Source organism: Candidatus Sphingomonas phytovorans (assembly GCA_029202385.1).
Taxonomy (GTDB): Bacteria; Pseudomonadota; Alphaproteobacteria; order Sphingomonadales; family Sphingomonadaceae; genus Sphingomonas; species Sphingomonas phytovorans.
Map to the genome: position 1 here is coordinate 3,813,902 of CP119314.1, position 17,067 is coordinate 3,830,968.

General features: G+C 66.8%; 16 protein-coding genes. 14 read left to right on the forward strand and 2 right to left on the reverse strand.

Annotated elements, in window-relative coordinates; translation table 11 throughout:
• Positions 1-96: 96 nt before the first annotated feature.
• From P0Y59_17505 to P0Y59_17540, 8 genes are all read left to right on the forward strand, one after another.
• Positions 97-1,221, forward strand: coding sequence for an 8-amino-7-oxononanoate synthase (locus P0Y59_17505; GenBank protein ID WEJ98723.1), 1,125 nt, complete (start codon positions 97-99; stop codon positions 1,219-1,221).
• Complete coding sequence (bioD, locus tag P0Y59_17510) at positions 1,218-1,847, forward strand: dethiobiotin synthase (protein ID WEJ98724.1); 630 nt, start codon at positions 1,218-1,220, stop codon at positions 1,845-1,847. Before P0Y59_17505 ends, bioD begins: the two co-directional genes overlap by 4 nt.
• Positions 1,844-3,100 (forward strand): adenosylmethionine--8-amino-7-oxononanoate transaminase, encoded by a 1,257-nt coding sequence (locus P0Y59_17515; protein WEJ98725.1) that lies wholly within the window; start codon positions 1,844-1,846, stop codon positions 3,098-3,100. The genes bioD and P0Y59_17515 overlap by 4 nt, the downstream gene beginning before the upstream one ends.
• 167 nt (positions 3,101-3,267) lie before the next feature.
• Entirely contained in the window at positions 3,268-4,137 is an 870-nt protein-coding gene (locus P0Y59_17520; protein ID WEJ98726.1) for a formylglycine-generating enzyme family protein, read from the forward strand.
• Between the two features lie 56 nt (positions 4,138-4,193).
• A complete protein-coding gene (locus P0Y59_17525; protein ID WEJ98727.1) occupies positions 4,194-5,114 on the forward strand; it encodes a haloalkane dehalogenase in 921 nt (306 codons plus the stop codon).
• Complete coding sequence (locus P0Y59_17530) at positions 5,111-5,524, forward strand: DUF1330 domain-containing protein (protein ID WEJ98728.1); 414 nt, start codon at positions 5,111-5,113, stop codon at positions 5,522-5,524. The genes P0Y59_17525 and P0Y59_17530 overlap by 4 nt, the downstream gene beginning before the upstream one ends.
• A complete protein-coding gene (locus tag P0Y59_17535) occupies positions 5,521-6,171 on the forward strand; it encodes a DsbA family protein (GenBank protein ID WEJ98729.1) in 651 nt (216 codons plus the stop codon). Before P0Y59_17530 ends, P0Y59_17535 begins: the two co-directional genes overlap by 4 nt.
• A gap of 93 nt (positions 6,172-6,264) precedes the next feature.
• The gene (locus P0Y59_17540) at positions 6,265-7,719 is read left to right on the forward strand and encodes a DUF4157 domain-containing protein (GenBank protein WEJ98730.1); all 1,455 of its coding nucleotides are present in this window, start codon (positions 6,265-6,267) and stop codon (positions 7,717-7,719) included.
• A 15-nt stretch (positions 7,720-7,734) separates the two neighbouring features.
• Here P0Y59_17540 and P0Y59_17545 read toward each other — a convergent pair whose 3' ends face one another.
• Together P0Y59_17545 and P0Y59_17550 are read right to left on the reverse strand one after the other, a co-directional pair.
• A complete protein-coding gene (locus P0Y59_17545) occupies positions 7,735-9,522 on the reverse strand; it encodes an arylsulfatase (protein ID WEJ98731.1) in 1,788 nt (595 codons plus the stop codon).
• Complete coding sequence (locus P0Y59_17550; protein ID WEJ98732.1) at positions 9,519-10,628, reverse strand: MBL fold metallo-hydrolase; 1,110 nt, start codon at positions 10,626-10,628, stop codon at positions 9,519-9,521. The genes P0Y59_17545 and P0Y59_17550 overlap by 4 nt, the downstream gene beginning before the upstream one ends.
• A 113-nt stretch (positions 10,629-10,741) precedes the next feature.
• Here P0Y59_17550 and P0Y59_17555 point away from each other — a divergent pair, with 113 nt between their 5' ends.
• The 6 genes from P0Y59_17555 to msrA all read left to right on the forward strand — a co-directional run bounded on the left by P0Y59_17555 (position 10,742) and on the right by msrA (position 17,031).
• A complete protein-coding gene (locus tag P0Y59_17555) occupies positions 10,742-11,137 on the forward strand; it encodes a hypothetical protein (GenBank protein ID WEJ98733.1) in 396 nt (131 codons plus the stop codon).
• A complete protein-coding gene (locus P0Y59_17560; protein ID WEJ98734.1) occupies positions 11,134-12,783 on the forward strand; it encodes a sulfatase-like hydrolase/transferase in 1,650 nt (549 codons plus the stop codon). The genes P0Y59_17555 and P0Y59_17560 overlap by 4 nt, the downstream gene beginning before the upstream one ends.
• Before the next feature lie 4 nt (positions 12,784-12,787).
• Positions 12,788-13,375 (forward strand): hypothetical protein, encoded by a 588-nt coding sequence (locus P0Y59_17565; protein ID WEJ98735.1) that lies wholly within the window; start codon positions 12,788-12,790, stop codon positions 13,373-13,375.
• A gap of 7 nt (positions 13,376-13,382) precedes the next feature.
• Positions 13,383-14,144: a phosphatase PAP2 family protein gene (locus P0Y59_17570; protein WEJ98736.1), complete on the forward strand. Its 762-nt coding sequence runs from the start codon at positions 13,383-13,385 to the stop codon at positions 14,142-14,144.
• Positions 14,145-14,256: 112 nt separating this feature from the next.
• Positions 14,257-16,416: a TonB-dependent receptor gene (locus P0Y59_17575; GenBank protein ID WEJ98737.1), complete on the forward strand. Its 2,160-nt coding sequence runs from the start codon at positions 14,257-14,259 to the stop codon at positions 16,414-16,416.
• Positions 16,417-16,485: 69 nt separating this feature from the next.
• Positions 16,486-17,031 carry a peptide-methionine (S)-S-oxide reductase MsrA gene (msrA, locus tag P0Y59_17580; protein ID WEJ98738.1) on the forward strand — a complete coding sequence of 182 codons (546 nt, stop codon included), beginning with the start codon at positions 16,486-16,488 and terminating at the stop codon, positions 17,029-17,031.
• Positions 17,032-17,067 lie beyond the last annotated feature (36 nt).

Here is a 17,067-nt window from a genome sequence, read left to right on the forward strand (position 1 = left end):
GGCACGCCCCTGCCTTCGCTCGTCCTCCCGCACAAGCGCTCGCTCCGCCCGCATAACATATCGTCATGGCGACACGATGCGGTTAGAGGCCGCGTCATGTCGCTACTCACTCCCTACCGCGCCGATCTCGTCCAGCTCGCCGCGCAGGATCGCCTGCGGATCCTCACGCCGCGGCGCGGCACCGACGTGTCGTCGAACGACTATCTCGCCCTGGCATCGGCCCCGAGGCTTGCCGCCGCCGTCACGGCGGCGATCGCGCGCGGGGTGCCGACCGGATCGGGCGGATCGCGGCTGCTGCGCGGCAATCACGAAGAGCATGAGGCGCTTGAAGCAGAGGCCGCGACCTTCTTCGGGTCTGAGGCGACCCTGTTCTTCTCTAGCGGCTACAGCGCCAATGCGGCATTGTTCTCGACGCTGCCGCAGCGTGGCGACATCGTCGTCCACGACGCCCTGATCCATGCGAGCGCGCATGAAGGCATGCGGCTCGGTCGCGCCGACTGCGTGTCCGCCGCGCACAACGACGCCGACGCGTTCGAGGACAAGATCGCGCGGTGGCGGCGGGCGGGGGGAAACGGTCGGCCCTGGATCGCGGTGGAGAGCCTCTACAGCATGGACGGCGACCGTGCGCCGCTCGACGCGCTGTCTACGGTGGCTGCCCGGCACGATGCGATGCTGCTGATCGACGAGGCGCACGCCACCGGCGTGTTCGGCGATGACGGCCGCGGCCTCGCGTCGGCGCTCGACGGGCATGAGAATGTCGTCACCCTGCATACCTGCGGCAAGGCGCTTGGGTGCGAGGGCGCGCTGGTCTGCGGCCCCCAGGTGATGCGCGATTTCCTGATCAATCGCGGACGCGGCTTCATCTTCTCGACCGCGCCGTCCCCGCTGATGGCAAGCGCCTTGCGCGAGAGCCTGCGCATCCTGGTCGATGAGCCGGAGCGTCGCGCCGCCCTGTGGCAACTGGTTGCCGCCGCCGAACAGGCGCTGGCGCGTTGCGGCGTCGGGCCGACCGGATCGCAGATCCTGCCGCTGGTGCTGGGCGACGAAGCGCGGACGATGCGGGTCGCCGCGGCCCTGCAGGCAGCCGGCTTCGACGTGCGGGGCATCCGCCCGCCGACCGTCCCGGCGGGCACATCGCGACTGCGCATCTCGCTGACGCTCAATCTGACCCCGGACGATGTGGAGGCGCTGGCCGACGCCATTGCGGAGGCGCTCAAATGATCGCCCCGCGCATCGTGGTCACCGGCACCGATACCGATGTCGGCAAGACGGTCTTCGCCGCCGCGCTCGCGGGCGCGCTGGGCGCCTCCTATTGGAAGCCGATCCAGGCCGGGCTTGAGGAAGGCGGCGATTCGTCGACCGTCGCGCGGCTCAGCGGGCTGGAACCCGGGCGGATCCTCCCCGAGGCCTATCGGCTGACAACCCCCTGCTCGCCCGATCGCTCGGCCGCGATCGACGGCGTGACGATCGACCCCGAACGACTGATGCCGCCTCCGATCGACGGACCGCTGGTGATCGAAGGCGCCGGCGGCGTGCTGGTGCCGGTGGTCGGCGACCTGGTCTTCGCCGACCTGTTCGCGCGCTGGGCGTTACCGGTGGTGCTGGTCGCGCGCACCGCGCTGGGCACGATCAACCACAGCCTGTTGTCGATCGAGGCGCTACGCGCGCGCGGCGTGCCGATCCTGGGCATCGCCTTCACCGGCGACGCGGTGGAGCATAGCGAGGCGACCATCGCCCGGATCGGCGGGGTAAGGCGGCTCGGCCGGCTGCCGCATCTGGCCCCGCTCGACGCCGACACGCTCGCCGCTGCGTTCGCCGCCCATTTCGATCCGGCGGATTTCCGGTGAGCGGCTCCCCGATCTGGCATCCCTTCACCCAGCACGGCCTGGGCGAGCCGATCCCGCTCGTCACCCACAATGAAGGCGCGGCGCTCTACACGGCGGACGGGCGGCGGATCATCGACGCCATCTCCTCGTGGTGGGTGACGACTCACGGCCACCGCAACCCGCGCATCATGGCGGCGATCGCCGAGCAGGCGGGCAAGCTCGACCAGATCATCTTCGCCGGCTGGACTCACGAGCCGGCCGAAACGCTGGCGCACGGGCTGAGGGCGATGATGCCCGCCGAGCTCACCCGCATCTTCTTCTCGGATTCGGGATCGACCAGCGTCGAGGTGGCGCTGAAGATGGCGCTCGGCTTCTGGGCCAATCGCGGCGAGCCCCGGCACCGCATCCTGGTGATGGAGCACAGCTATCATGGCGACACGATCGGCGCGATGTCGATCGGCGCGCGCGGCGTGTTCAACCAGGCCTATGCGCCCCTGCTGTTCGATGTCGGCACGCTGCCCTTCCCCGCCGCCGGGCGCGAGCAGGACATGCTCGACGAGCTGGAAGCCGCCTGCCGCGCCGGGCCGGCGGCGCTGATCGTCGAGCCGCTGCTCCTCGGCGCGGGCGGGATGCTGGTCTATCCGGCCTGGGTACTGGCCGAGATGCGCGCGATCTGCACGCGGCACGGCGTGCCGTTCATCGCCGACGAGGTGATGACCGGCTGGGGCCGCACCGGGACGCTGCTCGCCTGCGAGCAGGCCGGGATCGTGCCCGATATCCTGTGCCTGTCGAAGGGGCTGACCGGCGGTGCCGTGCCGCTTGCCGTCACCATGGCGAGCGAGCCGATCTACGAAGCGCATCTGTCCACTGATCGCGCGCGGATGTTTTTCCATTCGTCGAGCTACACCGCCAACCCGATCGCCTGTGCCGCGGCCAACGCCAATCTCGCCATCTGGCGCGAGGAGCCAGTGCTTGAGCGGATCGCCAGCCTCGCCGCCCGCCAGCGAAGCCGGCTGGCCGAACTTGCGACCTTGCCGACGGCGCGCAACGCGCGGCAGATCGGCACGATCACCGCGATCGAGATCGCCGACGGGGCGAGCGATTATCTGTCGACCCTCGGCCCGCGCCTGTCAGCGCTGTTCCGCGACAAGGACCTGCTGCTTCGCCCGCTCGGCAACACCGTCTATGTCATGCCGCCTTATTGCATCGAGGATTCGGACCTGGACCTGATCTATGCCGCCATCGCCGAAGCATGCGAACTTGGGCCCCGATGATGATGTGTATCTTTCTTCTTCCCCGGCGGAGGCCGGGGTCCAGTTGGGAAGTAGAAGGAAACAGGCGAGGCGACCGTTGCAAGCGCGTCCCAACTGGGCCCCGGCCTTCGCCGGGGAAGGTTACAGGCAAATGGAGATGGTTGTTGCTCTCGGCGATATCGGCGCCATTGCTGGCCACGACCGCCTGCACCTCGAAACAGCCCGCATCGACCTGTGCCGATCTCTCCACAACACCGATGGTCGCGATCCCCGGCGGCAGCTTCACCATGGGGGACGATCCGCTCTACCGCGAGGAAGGGCCCCCGCGAACCGTCAGCGTCAAACCTTTCTGGATCGACACCCATGAGCTGACCAACGCCGAATTCGCCGCCTTCGTCGAAGCGACCGGCTACAAGACCATGGCCGAGCGCGTCCCGCCCGCGATGCCGGGCTCGCCGCCCGAGATGCGCCTGCCGGGATCGGCCGTGTTCAGCGTGCCGGGCCAGGACGATCCCCGCTGGTGGCGCTGGTCGGTCGGGGCGCAGTGGCGGCACCCGTCGGGGCCGGCCGAGTCGATCGCCGGGCGCGACCATGAGCCCGTCGTCCAGATCGCGTTCGAGGATGCCGAGGCTTATGCGCGCTGGGCGGGCAAGAGACTGCCGACCGAGGCCGAATGGGAATATGCCGCCCGCGCCGGTCAGAAGGCGCTACCCGAGCCGGTCGACGGCGAAGGGCGCCCCCAGGCCAATTATTATCAGGGCGTGTTCCCGCAACGCGACCTTGGGCTCGACGGATATAAGGGCCGGGCGCCGGTTGGGTGCTTCAAGCCCAATGCGTTCGGGCTGTACGACATGATCGGCAATGTCTGGGAATGGACCAGCGACCCGGGCGGGTCGCAGGGCGACATGCATGTCATCAAGGGCGGATCCTATCTCTGCGCGAGCAATTACTGCGCGCGCTACCGCCCCGCCGCGCGCCAGTTCCAGGAACGCGGGCTCGGCACCGACCATATCGGGGTCCGCCTCGTCGCCGACCGTCCGGTGCCGCCGCGACATTGACCCGGCCGGGATGATATGACACTCTAACTGCCAATATATAAAGCGGGAGAGTGATGATGCGGGTGCTCAGGACTCCGGACGAGCGGTTCGAAGGGCTGGCGGACTATGCGTTCGAACCACATTATCTGACCGTCACCGATGCCGACGGCACGGCACTCCGCATCCATTATCTCGATGAGGGTCATCCCGACGCGCCGGCCGTGCTGCTGATGCATGGCGAGCCGAGCTGGTCGTATCTCTACCGCAAGTTCGTGCCGGCGCTGGTCGCCCGGGGCTATCGCGTGATCGCGCCTGACCTGATCGGCTTCGGCAGGTCCGACAAGCCGGCCGAGCGCGCCGACTATAGCTATGAACGCCATGTCGCCTGGATGAGCGACTGGCTGACCGCGCTCGACCTGACCGACATCACCCTGTTCTGCCAGGATTGGGGCGGGCTGATCGGCCTGAGGCTGGTCGCCGCCTTCCCCGACCGCTTCGCGCGGCTGGTGATCGCCAATACCGGATTGCCGGTCGGCACCGGATCGTCGGCCGGGTTCGATGCGTGGCTCGCCTTCAGCCAGAATGTGCCGCAATTCCCGGTCGGTTTCATCGTCAATGGCGGCACCACGCGCGAGCTCACCCCGGCCGAGATCGCCGCTTATGACGCGCCCTTTCCCGACGAAAGCTACAAGGAGGGCGCGCGACAGTTCCCGACCCTGGTGCCGGTCACGCCCGACCATGCGTCGGTCGCGGAGAACCGGGCCGCCTGGGCTGTGCTCGAACGCTTCGAGAAACCGGTACTGACCGCCTTTGCCGACAATGACGCGGTGACGCGCGGTGGCGAGAAGGCGTTCATCGATCGCATCCCGGGCGCGCGCGGGCAGGCGCACGTGATCGTCAAGGATGCCGGGCATTTCCTACAGGAAGACAAGCCCGAGGCACTGTGCGCGTTGATCGACACCTTCATCCGGCAACGGCCGGTGGAGATCGCGGCATGAACGTCACCAATGTCGTCTTCCCCGGCCCCGAACAGGCAGCCGCCTTTTTCGGCGCCCCGGAGGACGGGCCGTTCGTCATGATCAACCTGCTCAAGTTCAGGGAACGGGCTGAATATGCCGACGGCTCCGAGCCGGAGTTGAGCGGCCACGACGCCTATCGCCGCTATGGCAAGGCGGTGCAGGCCTGCCTCGCCTCGGTCGGCGCGCGATCGCTCTATGCCGGCGACGTCACTGAGCTGATGCTGGGCGAGATCGACGAGCTGTGGGACATGGTCGCGCTCGCCGAATATCCCTCGCGCGCGGCGATGATGGCGATGGTGTCCTCCCCCGCCTATCAGGCGATCGAGAAGCACCGCATCGCCGGGCTCGCCGGCCAGCTCAACATCCGCACCAAGGCAATCGGCGGATGACCCTCACCTATGATCTCTACTGGTCGTTCCGCTCGCCCTATTCCTATCTGGTGACGCCGCGGCTGGTCGCGCTGGAGCGGGATCATGACGTCACGGCCAATGTTCGCCCGGTCTATCCGATCGCGGTGCGGCAGCCCGATTTCTTCACCAGCAACGATCCGCTCTGGGTAAGCTATTTCCTGCGCGACATCGGCCGGAGCGCCGAGTTCGTCGGCCTGCCCTTCCGCTGGGCATCGCCTGATCCGGTGAAGATGGACATGGCGACGCGCACCTATCCGAAGGAGCAGCCCCATATCCACCGGCTGACTCATCTCGGCGTGGCGGCGGCCGAGCGCGGACGCGGCCTCGCCTTTCTCGACGAGGTCAGCCGGCTGATCTGGGGTGGTGCGGTGACCGACTGGCATCTCAGCGACCATCTCGCCGAAGCAGCCGGGCGCGCCGGGCTCGACCTGGCGGAGATGGACGCGGCGATCGCGGCGGACCCTGAGCATCATGTCGCTGTAGTGGAGGCCAATCAGGCCGCGCAGCGCGCCGGCGGCCATTATGGCGTCCCCCTCATGGTGTTCGAAGGGGAGCCGTTCTTCGGGCAGGACCGGTTCGACCAGCTCAAATGGCGGATGGAGCAAAAGGGCCTCGCGCGCCGCTGAACCGCGCCACTAATGGCGCCTTCGTCGATTGACGCTCCACGCACAGTTTGATTGACTGCAAGGTGGCGGATCGAGTGCAGCGGAGAGAAGACGATGGGCGGCCATAGCAGCTATCGGACTCTGGCCGGATCGGCCCGCCCGGCGCCAGCGGGCAAGGCCATCGCCGGGCCGCGCCACGCCCAGCTCACTCAGCTCAAGGCAATCCTGCAACGCAAGCCGAACCGCACCGGCCTGCCCGACCGGCTCAAGTCGGGGGTCGAGGCCCTGTCGGGCGTGTCGATGGACCAGGTCCAGGTGCATTATAATTCGGCGGAGCCGGCGCAGCTCAACGCCCATGCCTATGCCCAGGGCACCGACATCCATCTTGCACCGGGCCAGGCGCACAACCTGCCGCACGAGGCATGGCATGTCGCGCAGCAGGCCCAGGGCCGGGTGCAGGCGACGACGCAGCTCGCGTCGGGGGTCCCGATCAACGACGATACGGGGCTCGAGCGGGAAGCCGATGTGATGGGCGCGCAGGCGCTCGCGACCGCCCCGCAAGAGACGGAAGAGGAGCCGGCCCAGCTCAGCGCGATCGACGGGCCCGGCACCACGCCGGTCCAGCGCCTGCTCGACGAAAAGGGCAAGGCAGTCAATATCGAAGGGCTCAGCGACGAGGATCTGCTCATACTCGGCGACAAGCTGGAGCACCGCGATACACCACCAGGCTACACGGTCCAGACCGGCGATATCGAACGCGTCGTCGCTGAATATCAGCGCCGTCAGGCTCCGATCAGCCTCGATATAGACGAAGATGATCTAAAACCCGAGAACGAAGCTCTCGACGAAGATCACCAGTTCAGTGAGCGGGACGAATTCGAGTTCCACATGACCACCACGGCCCGGCAAAATGCCGGCCTGGACAAGATTAAGTACAGGGACGACGAAGAGCGCGAGGTCAGGGAATGGCCCGAGCGCTCATTCCAGGGAACGATGGGCGAATATTACGCCAGCCAGGCGATGACCAGCCAAGGCTTGCAGCCCACCCCACTCAATGCCGGGTTTTTCAAGAATAACTTCGCCGGAGGCGACCATCTCTTCTCCGGGGGCAGCCGTAGTGGCTTCATGGAGCAGACCAAGCTCCATCTGTCGGATCACACCGCCTCGACCAATACCTATCTCGGCCATGTCGAAAAGGCACCGATCTATGCAGTCAAGGCGATCAAGGACTTCTACAAAAAGCGTGATGTGCTGGATAAACTGTCCAAACAACCTCCCTTTTCAGCGGACAAGAAATTCCGCGACTTCGTCAAGGCACTCGGAGAGCTTGACGGCACGAGCGAAGACGAAATCTTCGATTCTAAAGCGCATAAACTACTCGTCGAAGGCACGCGCTTTTCCGTTCCAAGCGATATTTACGATCAGATACCGGCCAAGGCCCAGCATAACTTCATCCGGATGGACCGAAGCGTCAGAGAACTGACTGACCTAAAGAATGATTTCGCGGAAGAGTTCGTGCCTTCGAAGAAGCGGAACACGGACGAAGACGACGAGGATTTCAAGCTTTGAACATAAACTGGCCGGTCAGGTCCGACGCGCCTTCCGCCGCCACCACACCGCCCCGGTCACGAGCGCACCAAGCGCCAGCAGCGCTGCCAGCGCCCTGAGCAGCTTCGGCCGAACGCTCTTGTTGAAGCCGCTCCGGTTGATCTGCGCCTCGGCGGTATAGCCGGCCGGCATCGGCAGCACCTGGTCGCGCCTGGCGAAGGCGGCATAATCGGCCTGCAGCGCCGTGAAGAGGGCAGGCATCGCCCCGGCAAGATCGCGCGTCTCGCCGGGATCCCGGGCGATATCGTAGAGGTGCCATTCGCCCGTGCCGGTGGGCGGCAGGTTCTTCACCAGCTTGTAATCGCCGCGGAACACCGCCGCGTTGCCGGACAGCTCATAGCCGATTGCCTGGTCGGCTGGATGGACGCTGTCGGCGGCACCAGTCAGCACCGGCCAGAGATTCGCCCCCGTCATCGGCTCAACCTGCTTGCCGCGATAGCTGCCCTTCTGGCCGGGAACCCCGGCAAGGGCCAGCAAGGTCGGGGCGATATCCGTCACATAGGCAAAGCGTCCGGCGATCGTTCCCGCCTTGAGCGCGGGGTTGCCCGGCCATGCCAGGATCAGCGGCACGCGCAGCCCCCCTTCCCCGGCGGAGAATTTATAGCCCCGCAGCGGCGAGGCGGCGGCGCTCGCCCAGCCCGGGCCGATCGACGTGAACGAGCCGCGCCGTCCCTGCGACTCCGGTGCCAGATCGTAATGAAGCCAGCTGTTGAGCGCGCTGAGGAAGTTTGCCATCGGATCGATCGGCTCGGCGCCATTGTCCGACAGGAAGACGAAGACGGTATCGGCATAGTCGCCGGTCGCCTTGAGATGCGCGACCAGCCGCCCGATCTCGGCATCGGCCGCCTCGGCCATGCCGCCATAGGCAGCCATCGCGCGCGCCTGCGCCGCCCGCTCGGCGGGGGGAAGGGCGTTCCAGTCGCGGGTGCTCGCCATGGTGACCATCGGCGTGCCGGCGGGAATGATGCCCAATGCCGCCGCCCTGTCCCGCCGCGCGGTACGCAACGCGGTCCAGCCGCCATCATAGGCGGTGCGGTAACGCGCGATGTAAGCATCGGGCGCCTGGACCGGGATGTGGTTGGCGAGGAAATTGATGGACGCGAAGAAGGGGCGCCCGCTCGACCGACCGCGCTCGATATAGTCGATCATCTTCTCGACGACGAAGCGCGAGGAATAATAATCCTTGGGCAGGGTCGCCGGCTTGCCGTCCTCGGTCCAGTCGGCGGTATCGTACAATCCCTCGATCGGGCGTTGCTCGAAATTGTCGGCGCCGGCATCGGCCAGCGAGAAGGCGTGGTCATAGCCGCGCGCGGTGGGCAGCTTGTCCGGCGTCCGGCCGAGATGCCATTTGCCGGTGAGATAGGTGCGATAGCCGCCGTCGCGGAACAGGCTTGCCAGGGTGACGACCCGGTCGTTGAGCATTGTGTCGTAGCCGGGCTTGCCGACATGTTCGGGCGGGATCGTCTCGGGCATGTTGCCGAGGCCGGCGCGGTGGTTGCTGACGCCTGTCTGCAACATCGCGCGCGTGGGCGAGCAGGTGCCGGCGACATGGAAGTTGGAGAAGCGCACGCCGATCTTCGCGAGCGCATCGATATTGGGCGTATGGATCTCGCTGCCGAAACTGCCGACATCGCTGAAGCCCCAGTCGTCGGCGAGCAGGATGACGATATTGGGCCGCTTCCGCTCAGCCGCGCCGGCACCCGAGGCGAGCGCGACGGTGCAGAGCAGGGGAGCAGCCCAGAGCAGGGCGACGGCGCGCCTCACCGGTCGATCAGCCGCTTGAGGGTCACCTCGTGCCCGCCCGCCGGCATGCTGAGCATCATGCCGTCCTCCCCGACCGTGATCGGCCCGTCATAATAGGAATGGGCATCGCCAAGGAACGCCGGATAGGCGAAGCGGATCGGCATCGGCGGGACGATATGGTTGAGCATCAGATAGCGCACGCCCGCCGCCTTCGCGACCTGCGCCGCCTGTTCCGGTGTCGAGTGATAGCCGATGATGTCGCGCGTCACCTGCGCCATGTTCGCCTGGCCCTTCGCCTCGAGCCCCCTGGTCAGCAAGGCGACGAGCTTCGGCTGGAGTGCTTCATGGACCAGCACATCGGCCCCCTTCGCCGCCGCGGCCACCGTCGGGGTCGGTGCCGTGTCGCCGCTCAGCACGACCGAGCGGCCCTTATAGTCGAAGCGATAGCCGACCGCCGGCTCGACCGGCCGGTGATCGACGCGGAACGCCGTCACCTTCACCCCGCCATCGTCGACCAGCACGACGCTGTCGCCCTGCCCGCGCGGCGGCGGCGCGAAGGGCAGCGCCGTTCCGCCGGCACCGGAAGGCGGCAGGATCCTGGTGCCGTGATGCGCGACGCGGTAGCCGGTATCGAGCCGGTACGCCGCATCGAACCCGGCGACGACGCTGTCGACCCCCGGCGGACCATGGATCGGCAGCGGCGTGGGCGAGGCGCGGCCCGACCAGCGCAGCAGCATCACCGGGCCGAGCCCGTCGATATGGTCCGAATGGAAATGAGTGAGGAACAGCGCCTCGATCCGGCCCGGCGGGATGCCCATCTGGACGATGTTCTCTGCGCCGCCCTCGCCTGCATCGACCAGGAAGACTCGCTTGCCGGCGATCACCACGGTGCACGGCCCGGCCCGAGTCGGATCGGGCAGCGGCGAGCCGGTGCCGCACAGCGCGACGTGCAATCCGTCGGGAAGCCCGGCGGTGGCATCGCGGCCGACGCGCTGGTCGACCGCGCGCTCGAGCATCGCCGTGCCGATCTGCCGCTTGAACAGGGAGACCCCGCCGAACGCGACCGCCGCCAGGGCGACCACCGCCAGCGCCCATTTCCCCAGCCCTTTTTTCGAAGGTGCTCGCATCGGCATCTCTCCCCAGGGATGATGATGCGCCGGGATAATGGCATTATCAATGCCGAAATGTTGCAAAGGGCCCGAGTGCTGATACGATGCCGGGAAACAAGGGAGAGGCAGACATGCGCACCATGATTCGCGCCGCGATCGCACTGGTCGGGCTGTTCAACCTGGCCATCGGGCTCGCCTTCCTGGCCGCGCCGGCAAGGCTGGGCGCCAAATTCTTCCTGCTGCCCGCGAGCATCCAGGGGCTTGCGACGATGCGGGCCGACTTCACCGCCTTCTTCGTGACCGGCGGGGTGTTCGCGCTGCTCGGGGCATGGCGCGGACGGGCCGAGCCGCTGACCGTGCCGCTGCTCCTGCTCGCCATCGCGCTGTTCGGGCGCTGCGTCGCCATCGCGATCGACGGGGCGTCGCCCACCGCCTTCGAACCGATGATCGCCGAGGCGGCGATGATCGCGATCCTGCTTGCGGGACGCCGCATCCTCTCCACCCGGCACCGAGGAGCCCGCACATGAAGACCTGGCTGAAGATCCTGATCGGAACGGTCGCGCTGCTCCTTGTCGGCGGCTACCTGGCCAAGGATTATGTGCTGCTCCACCTCGCCGGCTGGCTGTCGCCGCACGTCTATCCCAACCGGCCGGTCGCCTGGCAGAAAGGGCCGGATACGCCGCAGGTACCGGCCGACAGGCGCCCGCCCAACATCGTCCTGATCGTCGCCGATGATCTCGGCTATAACGACATCAGCTTCAACGGCGGCGGGGTGGCGGGCGGCCTGCTCAAGACGCCCCATATCGATTCGCTTGGACGAGAAGGGGTCAGCTTCGCTGACGGCTATGCCGGCAACGCCACCTGCGCGCCGTCGCGCGCCGCGCTGATGACCGGGCGCTACCCGACCCGATTCGGCTTCGAATTCACCCCGACCGACACCCGCTTCGCCCGCACCATCGCCGGCTTCCCGACGAGCTGGGAACACCGCACCATCTTCGACGAGGATGCGGCGCGGAACGATCCGCCGGCCGACGACAAGGGCATGCCGCGATCGGAGCTGACCATTGCCCAGCTGATGCGCGGCAAGGGCTATCACACGCTCCATCTCGGCAAATGGCACCTCGGCGGCGCGAAGGGCATGCGGCCCGAGGACAAGGGGTTTGACGAAAGCCTCGGCTTCATCATCGGCGCGCAGATGTTCCTGCCCGAAAATGATCCGAACGCCGTCAATTCGAAGCAGGATTTCGACCCGATCGACAAATATATCTGGGCGAACCTGCCGTTCAGCGTCCAGTATAACGGCAGCGCGCCGTTCCGGCCGAACCGCTACATGACCGATTACCTGACCGACCAGGCGATCGACACGATCAGGGCGAACCGCAACCGGCCCTTCTTCCTGTACCTGGCCTATAACGCGCCGCACACGCCGCTCCAGGCGCTGAAGGCAGATTACGACGCGCTGCCGCAGATCGCCGACCACCGTACCCGCGTCTATGCCGCGATGATCCGCGCGCTCGATCGGGGGGTGGGCCGGGTGACGGCCGAGCTGAAGGCGCAGGGCCTCGACAAGAATACGCTGGTGATCTTCACCAGCGACAATGGCGGCGCGCATTATATCGGCCTGCCCGACATCAACCGGCCCTATCGCGGCTGGAAGGCGACCTTCTTCGAAGGCGGGATGAAGGTGCCGTTCTTCATGCGCTGGCCAGCGCAGATCAAGCCGGGCACGCGAATCGCCGGGCCGGTGAGCCATTTCGACATCTTCGCCACCGCCGGCAAGGCGGCCGGGATCGCGATGCCGGCCGACCGCGCGATCGACGGCGTCGACCTGATGCCCTTTGTCGAGGGCAAGGCGACCGGCGCCCCGCACCAGACGCTGTTCTGGCGCGACGGCGCCTATCGGGTGGTGCGCGAGGGCGACTGGAAGCTGCAGATGCTCGATCTGCCGCACAAGGCATTGCTGTTCGACATGCGCGCCGACCCGACCGAGCAGCACGACGTCGCGGCGCAACAACCCGCCGTCGTCGCACGACTGCAGGCATTGCTGGCAAAGCATGATAAGGAAAGCGTCAAGCCGGCCTGGCCGTCGCTGATCCGGTCGCCGATCGCCATCGACCGGCCGCTCGGGACCAGGCCGAAACCGGGCGAGACCTATATCTACTGGGCAAATTGAACTGATGGCCGAAGACGAAGGGCGTTCAGCCGACGGGCGAAGAAGACGATCGGAATCAAGCCGCGACAAGATCGTCGAGGCGATGCTGGCGCTCGTCGCCGAAGGGCAGATCACCCCCAGCGCCGACCAGGTGGCGGGCCGCGCCGCCGTCGGCCTGCGCAGCGTGTTCCGCCATTTCAAGGATATGGAAAGCCTGTATGCCGCGATGACGGCACGGCTCTCGCGCCAGTATGAGATGTGGCTTGTCCCCTATAAATCGAGCGACTGGCGCGGGCAGCTCGCCGAGACGCTCGACCGCCGGCTGACCACCTATGAGAAGCTGATGCCGTTCAAGCGTGCCGCCGATGCACACCGGCACGAATCGGCCACGATCCAGGCTGAACATGCCCGAACGCTCGCCTTCATGCGGGCCAGGCTGAAATCGATCCTGCCCGAAGAGATTTCCGGCGACATGCTCGCCTTCGAATCGATCGACCTGCTGCTGAGCTTCGAGACATGGCAGCGGCTGCGCATGGAGCAGGGGCTTTCGATCAGGAAAGCCAGGGCAGTGGTTCGCGCGCAGGTTGATCGGCTGGCCGAACGCGCCCAGTAAGGGTCGGGTGACGTCCGCTGATCCCCTCCCCGACGATCCCCTTCACGCCCGGGGCGCCGACACGGCAGGCCATGTTCCCGACGATATCCGTCATCCGCCCTGGCGATTGATCGGCATCGGCGCGGTGGCGGCCGCAGTGCTGATCCTCGGCCTGATCGGCACGCTGATCGATCGCGGGCTACAGTTCGGCTTCGACCGGAGCATCCTGCTCGCGATGCGCCACGGCACGATTCACGGCGCGCCGATCGGCCCGTCCTGGCTGAAGCAGACGATGATCGACGTGACGGCGCTCGGCGGGGAGACCGTGCTGGTCATCATGGTGGCCATGGTCGCCGGGTTCCTGGCGGTGCAGCGCCACTGGCTGACCTTCTGGCTGATGCTTGGCGGGACGATCAGCGGCTCGGTCGCGGTCGCCATCGCCAAGAGCCTGACCGGCCGCGCCCGCCCCGAGGTGACCGACCATCTCGTCCAGGTGACCTCGGCCAGCTTCCCCAGCGGTCACGCCGCGAACAGCGCGATCATCTATCTCACCATCGCGCTGCTGATGGCCCAGATCGTCGAGGCGCCGCGCGCGCGCCGCTATATCCTGGCCGTCGCCATGCTGCTGGTCGTCGCGATCGGCTTCAGCCGGATCTATCTGGGTGTCCACTGGCCGAGCGACGTGATCGCCGGCTGGAGCTTCGGAATCCTGTGGGCGCTCGCCTGGTGGGCGCTTGGAGCGCGGGTGCGAATCAGGCGGGCGGCCGCCGTCGCGCCGCACGGAGCATGACGCTGCTGTAACAACGCATCGTCGGCGAAGCGTGCGCCTGTAGCGATGAATTGCCTTGATACTTTATAACATCCTATCTACTCCGCCGCACAACGCACAGTCGGAGTATGTCATGACGCTGAAGATCGCCCTGCTCGCCGGTACCACCCTGATGATCGCAGGGCCGGCTTTTGCGCAGGAAGCGCCTTCGGTGAGCGTGTCGGACAGCGCCTCCGCCCCGGCCGGCCAGAGCCCCGACGTGATCGTCACCGCGCCCTTCCGGCAGAGCGAGACCGACGTCCTTTCCGGCACCTCGGTCGTCAGCGGCGAGGAACTGACCCGCGACCTGAAGCCGACGATCGGCGAAACCCTGGCCAAGCAGCCCGGCGTCTCGGCGACCTCGTTCGGGCCGAGCGCGTCGCGTCCGATCCTGCGCGGCTTCCAGGGCGAGCGGGTCCGCGTGCTGACCGACGGGATCGGATCGATCGACGTGTCCAACACCTCGGTCGACCATGCGGTAATCATCGATCCGCTGCTGGCCGAGCGGATCGAGGTGCTGCGCGGTCCCTCAGCCCTGCTGTTCGGCTCCTCCGCGGTGGGCGGCGTCGTCAACGTGATCGACACGCGCATCCCGCGCGCGGTGCCGGCCAAGGGCTATCGGCTCGACGGCATCGCCACCTATGGCTCGGCCGCGAACGAGCGGTCGGCCGGCATGGCCGGCGATGTCGCGATCGGCGAGCATCTCGTGCTGCATGCCGACGGTTCCTGGTCCAAGAGCGACGACCTGCGCATCGGCGGCTATGCCCTGACCGAGCAGCGCCGCCAGGAGGCGATCGCCACCAGCAAGCTGCCGCCGGCGGCACCTGAGCCCGGCGAGGACCCGATCGACTATGCCGCCAACGCCGCGATCCGCGGCAAGCTGCCCAATACGGCGGCCAAGACCTGGACGGCGGGCGTCGGCGCCTCGATCATCACCGACACCGGCAGCCTCGGTGTGTCGTACAGCCATTATGACAGCCTGTACGGCGTGCCGATCCGCTATGCGACCCTGCCCGACCAGGGCCAGGAAGCACCGCGGCTCGACATCGTGCAGAACCGGTTCGACCTGCGCGCCGAGGTGAATACGGGCGGCGGCTTCCTCGACAAGATCCGCCTCCGCGCCGGCCATGCGACCTATCGCCATTTCGAGCTCGAGCCCGATGGCGCGATCGGGACCGCCTTCTATAATAACGGCACCGAGGCGCGGCTTGAGCTGGTCCAGGCGAAGCGGGGCGCCTGGGTCGGCGCGTCTGGCGTGCAATATTTCAACCGGGTGTTCAACGTGGTCGGCGACGAGGCCTTCCTGCCCAAGAACGAGACCAACCAGACCGGCTTCTTCACCCTGCAACAACTCGATCTCGGCGCGTTCAAGGCCGAGGGCGGGCTCCGCTACGAAGTGACCGACGTCGCGGCGCGCACGCCGCTGGGCGACGAGCGCTTCTTCGCGGGGCAGCGGCATTTCGGGGCGCTGTCGGGATCGATCGGCGCGTCCTACGGCATCAGCGACGCAGTGCGGATCGGCCTGAACTTCTCGCGCACGGAGCGCGCTCCTTCAGCCGAGGAATTGTTCGCCAACGGCGCGCATGCCGGCACCCAGGCCTATGAGTTGGGCAATCCGAACTTCAGGCTGGAAAAGAGCTGGGGGCTGGAAGGGACGCTGCACGCGCACGGCAATGGCTACAGCTTCGACGCCTCGGCCTATTACAACCGCTTCACCAACTACATCGCCGAGACCCAGGTCGCGCAATCGGTGTGCGAGGCTGCCGCCGCGCCGAGCGGACGTACCGTCGAATTCCCTTGCTTCCAGTCGATCCAGACCGATGCGATCTATTACGGCGTCGAGGCCGAGGCGTCGGTGCTGCTCGCCCGGGTCGGCGGCTACAAGATCAATGTCGACGCGCTGGGCGACTATGTCCATGCCTCGATCGTCGACCAGGGCCCGTTGCCGCGCATCCCGCCGATGCGGGTGCTTGGCGGGGTCGAGGCGCAGGGCGACAGGCTCAACGGCCGCATCGAGGTCGAGCGCGTGTTCAGGCAGAACCGGATCGCCGCATTCGAGACGCCGACCAACGGCTATACGATGGTCAACGCCTCGATCGGGATCGCGCCGTTCGGCAAAGCCAACAAGACCACGCTGACGATCACCGCCAACAACATCTTCGATGTCGATGCGCGGCGCGCGGCGAGCTTCCTCAAGGATTTCGCGCCGCTCGCCGGCCGCGACATCCGCGCCACGCTGCGCTTCGGCCTGTAAGCCGCCTCCGGGACGATTGCCTCGCGCCCGCGCCACCCTATCTTGGGCGGCTCAAGGCAGGAGTGAGAGATGGCAAGCGACGTGGCGACGCTGGCGGGCGGATGTTTCTGGTGCACCGAGGCGGTGTTCAAGGACGTGATCGGCGTCGAGACGGTCGAGAGCGGCTATATCGGCGGGACGGTGCCCAACCCGACCTACAAGCAGGTGTGCGGCGGCGATACCGGCCATGCCGAGGCGATCCGGATCACCTTCGACACGGATCAGGTCCGCTATGGCGACATCCTGGACATGTTCTTCGCGACTCATGATCCGACCCAGCTCAACCGGCAGGGCAATGACGTCGGCACGCAATATCGCTCGGCGATCTTCCCGCATTCGGCCGACCAGCGCGAAGAGGCCCGGGCAGCGATGGCGCGCGCCTCGGCCGACTGGCCTGCGCCGATCGTGACGTCGATCGAGCCGCTTGCCGAATGGTATCCGGCGGAGGATTACCACCAGCAATATTGGGAAGGCGAGGGGCAGTCGAACCCCTATTGCCTGGCCGTGATCCCGCCCAAGCTGAAGAAGCTCCGCAAGAGCTTCTCGACTCGATCCAAGACCGAGCTGGCCGCGTAATATTCCCCTCCCTCTCAGGAGGAGGGGAATAACGAG

What these genes read in the sequence shown, in the direction of transcription:
- P0Y59_17505 (WEJ98723.1), top strand. Translation starts at nt 97, where the DNA reads ATGTCGCTACTCACTCCCTACCGCGCCGATCTCGTCCAGCTCGCCGCG.
- bioD (WEJ98724.1), top strand. Translation starts at nt 1,218, where the DNA reads ATGATCGCCCCGCGCATCGTGGTCACCGGCACCGATACCGATGTCGGC.
- P0Y59_17525 (WEJ98727.1), top strand. Translation starts at nt 4,194, where the DNA reads ATGCGGGTGCTCAGGACTCCGGACGAGCGGTTCGAAGGGCTGGCGGAC.
- P0Y59_17530 (WEJ98728.1), top strand. Translation starts at nt 5,111, where the DNA reads ATGAACGTCACCAATGTCGTCTTCCCCGGCCCCGAACAGGCAGCCGCC.
- P0Y59_17535 (WEJ98729.1), top strand. Translation starts at nt 5,521, where the DNA reads ATGACCCTCACCTATGATCTCTACTGGTCGTTCCGCTCGCCCTATTCC.
- P0Y59_17540 (WEJ98730.1), top strand. Translation starts at nt 6,265, where the DNA reads ATGGGCGGCCATAGCAGCTATCGGACTCTGGCCGGATCGGCCCGCCCG.
- P0Y59_17550 (WEJ98732.1), bottom strand. Translation starts at nt 10,628, where the DNA reads ATGCGAGCACCTTCGAAAAAAGGGCTGGGGAAATGGGCGCTGGCGGTG.
- P0Y59_17555 (WEJ98733.1), top strand. Translation starts at nt 10,742, where the DNA reads ATGCGCACCATGATTCGCGCCGCGATCGCACTGGTCGGGCTGTTCAAC.
- P0Y59_17560 (WEJ98734.1), top strand. Translation starts at nt 11,134, where the DNA reads ATGAAGACCTGGCTGAAGATCCTGATCGGAACGGTCGCGCTGCTCCTT.
- P0Y59_17565 (WEJ98735.1), top strand. Translation starts at nt 12,788, where the DNA reads ATGGCCGAAGACGAAGGGCGTTCAGCCGACGGGCGAAGAAGACGATCG.
- P0Y59_17575 (WEJ98737.1), top strand. Translation starts at nt 14,257, where the DNA reads ATGACGCTGAAGATCGCCCTGCTCGCCGGTACCACCCTGATGATCGCA.
- msrA (WEJ98738.1), top strand. Translation starts at nt 16,486, where the DNA reads ATGGCAAGCGACGTGGCGACGCTGGCGGGCGGATGTTTCTGGTGCACC.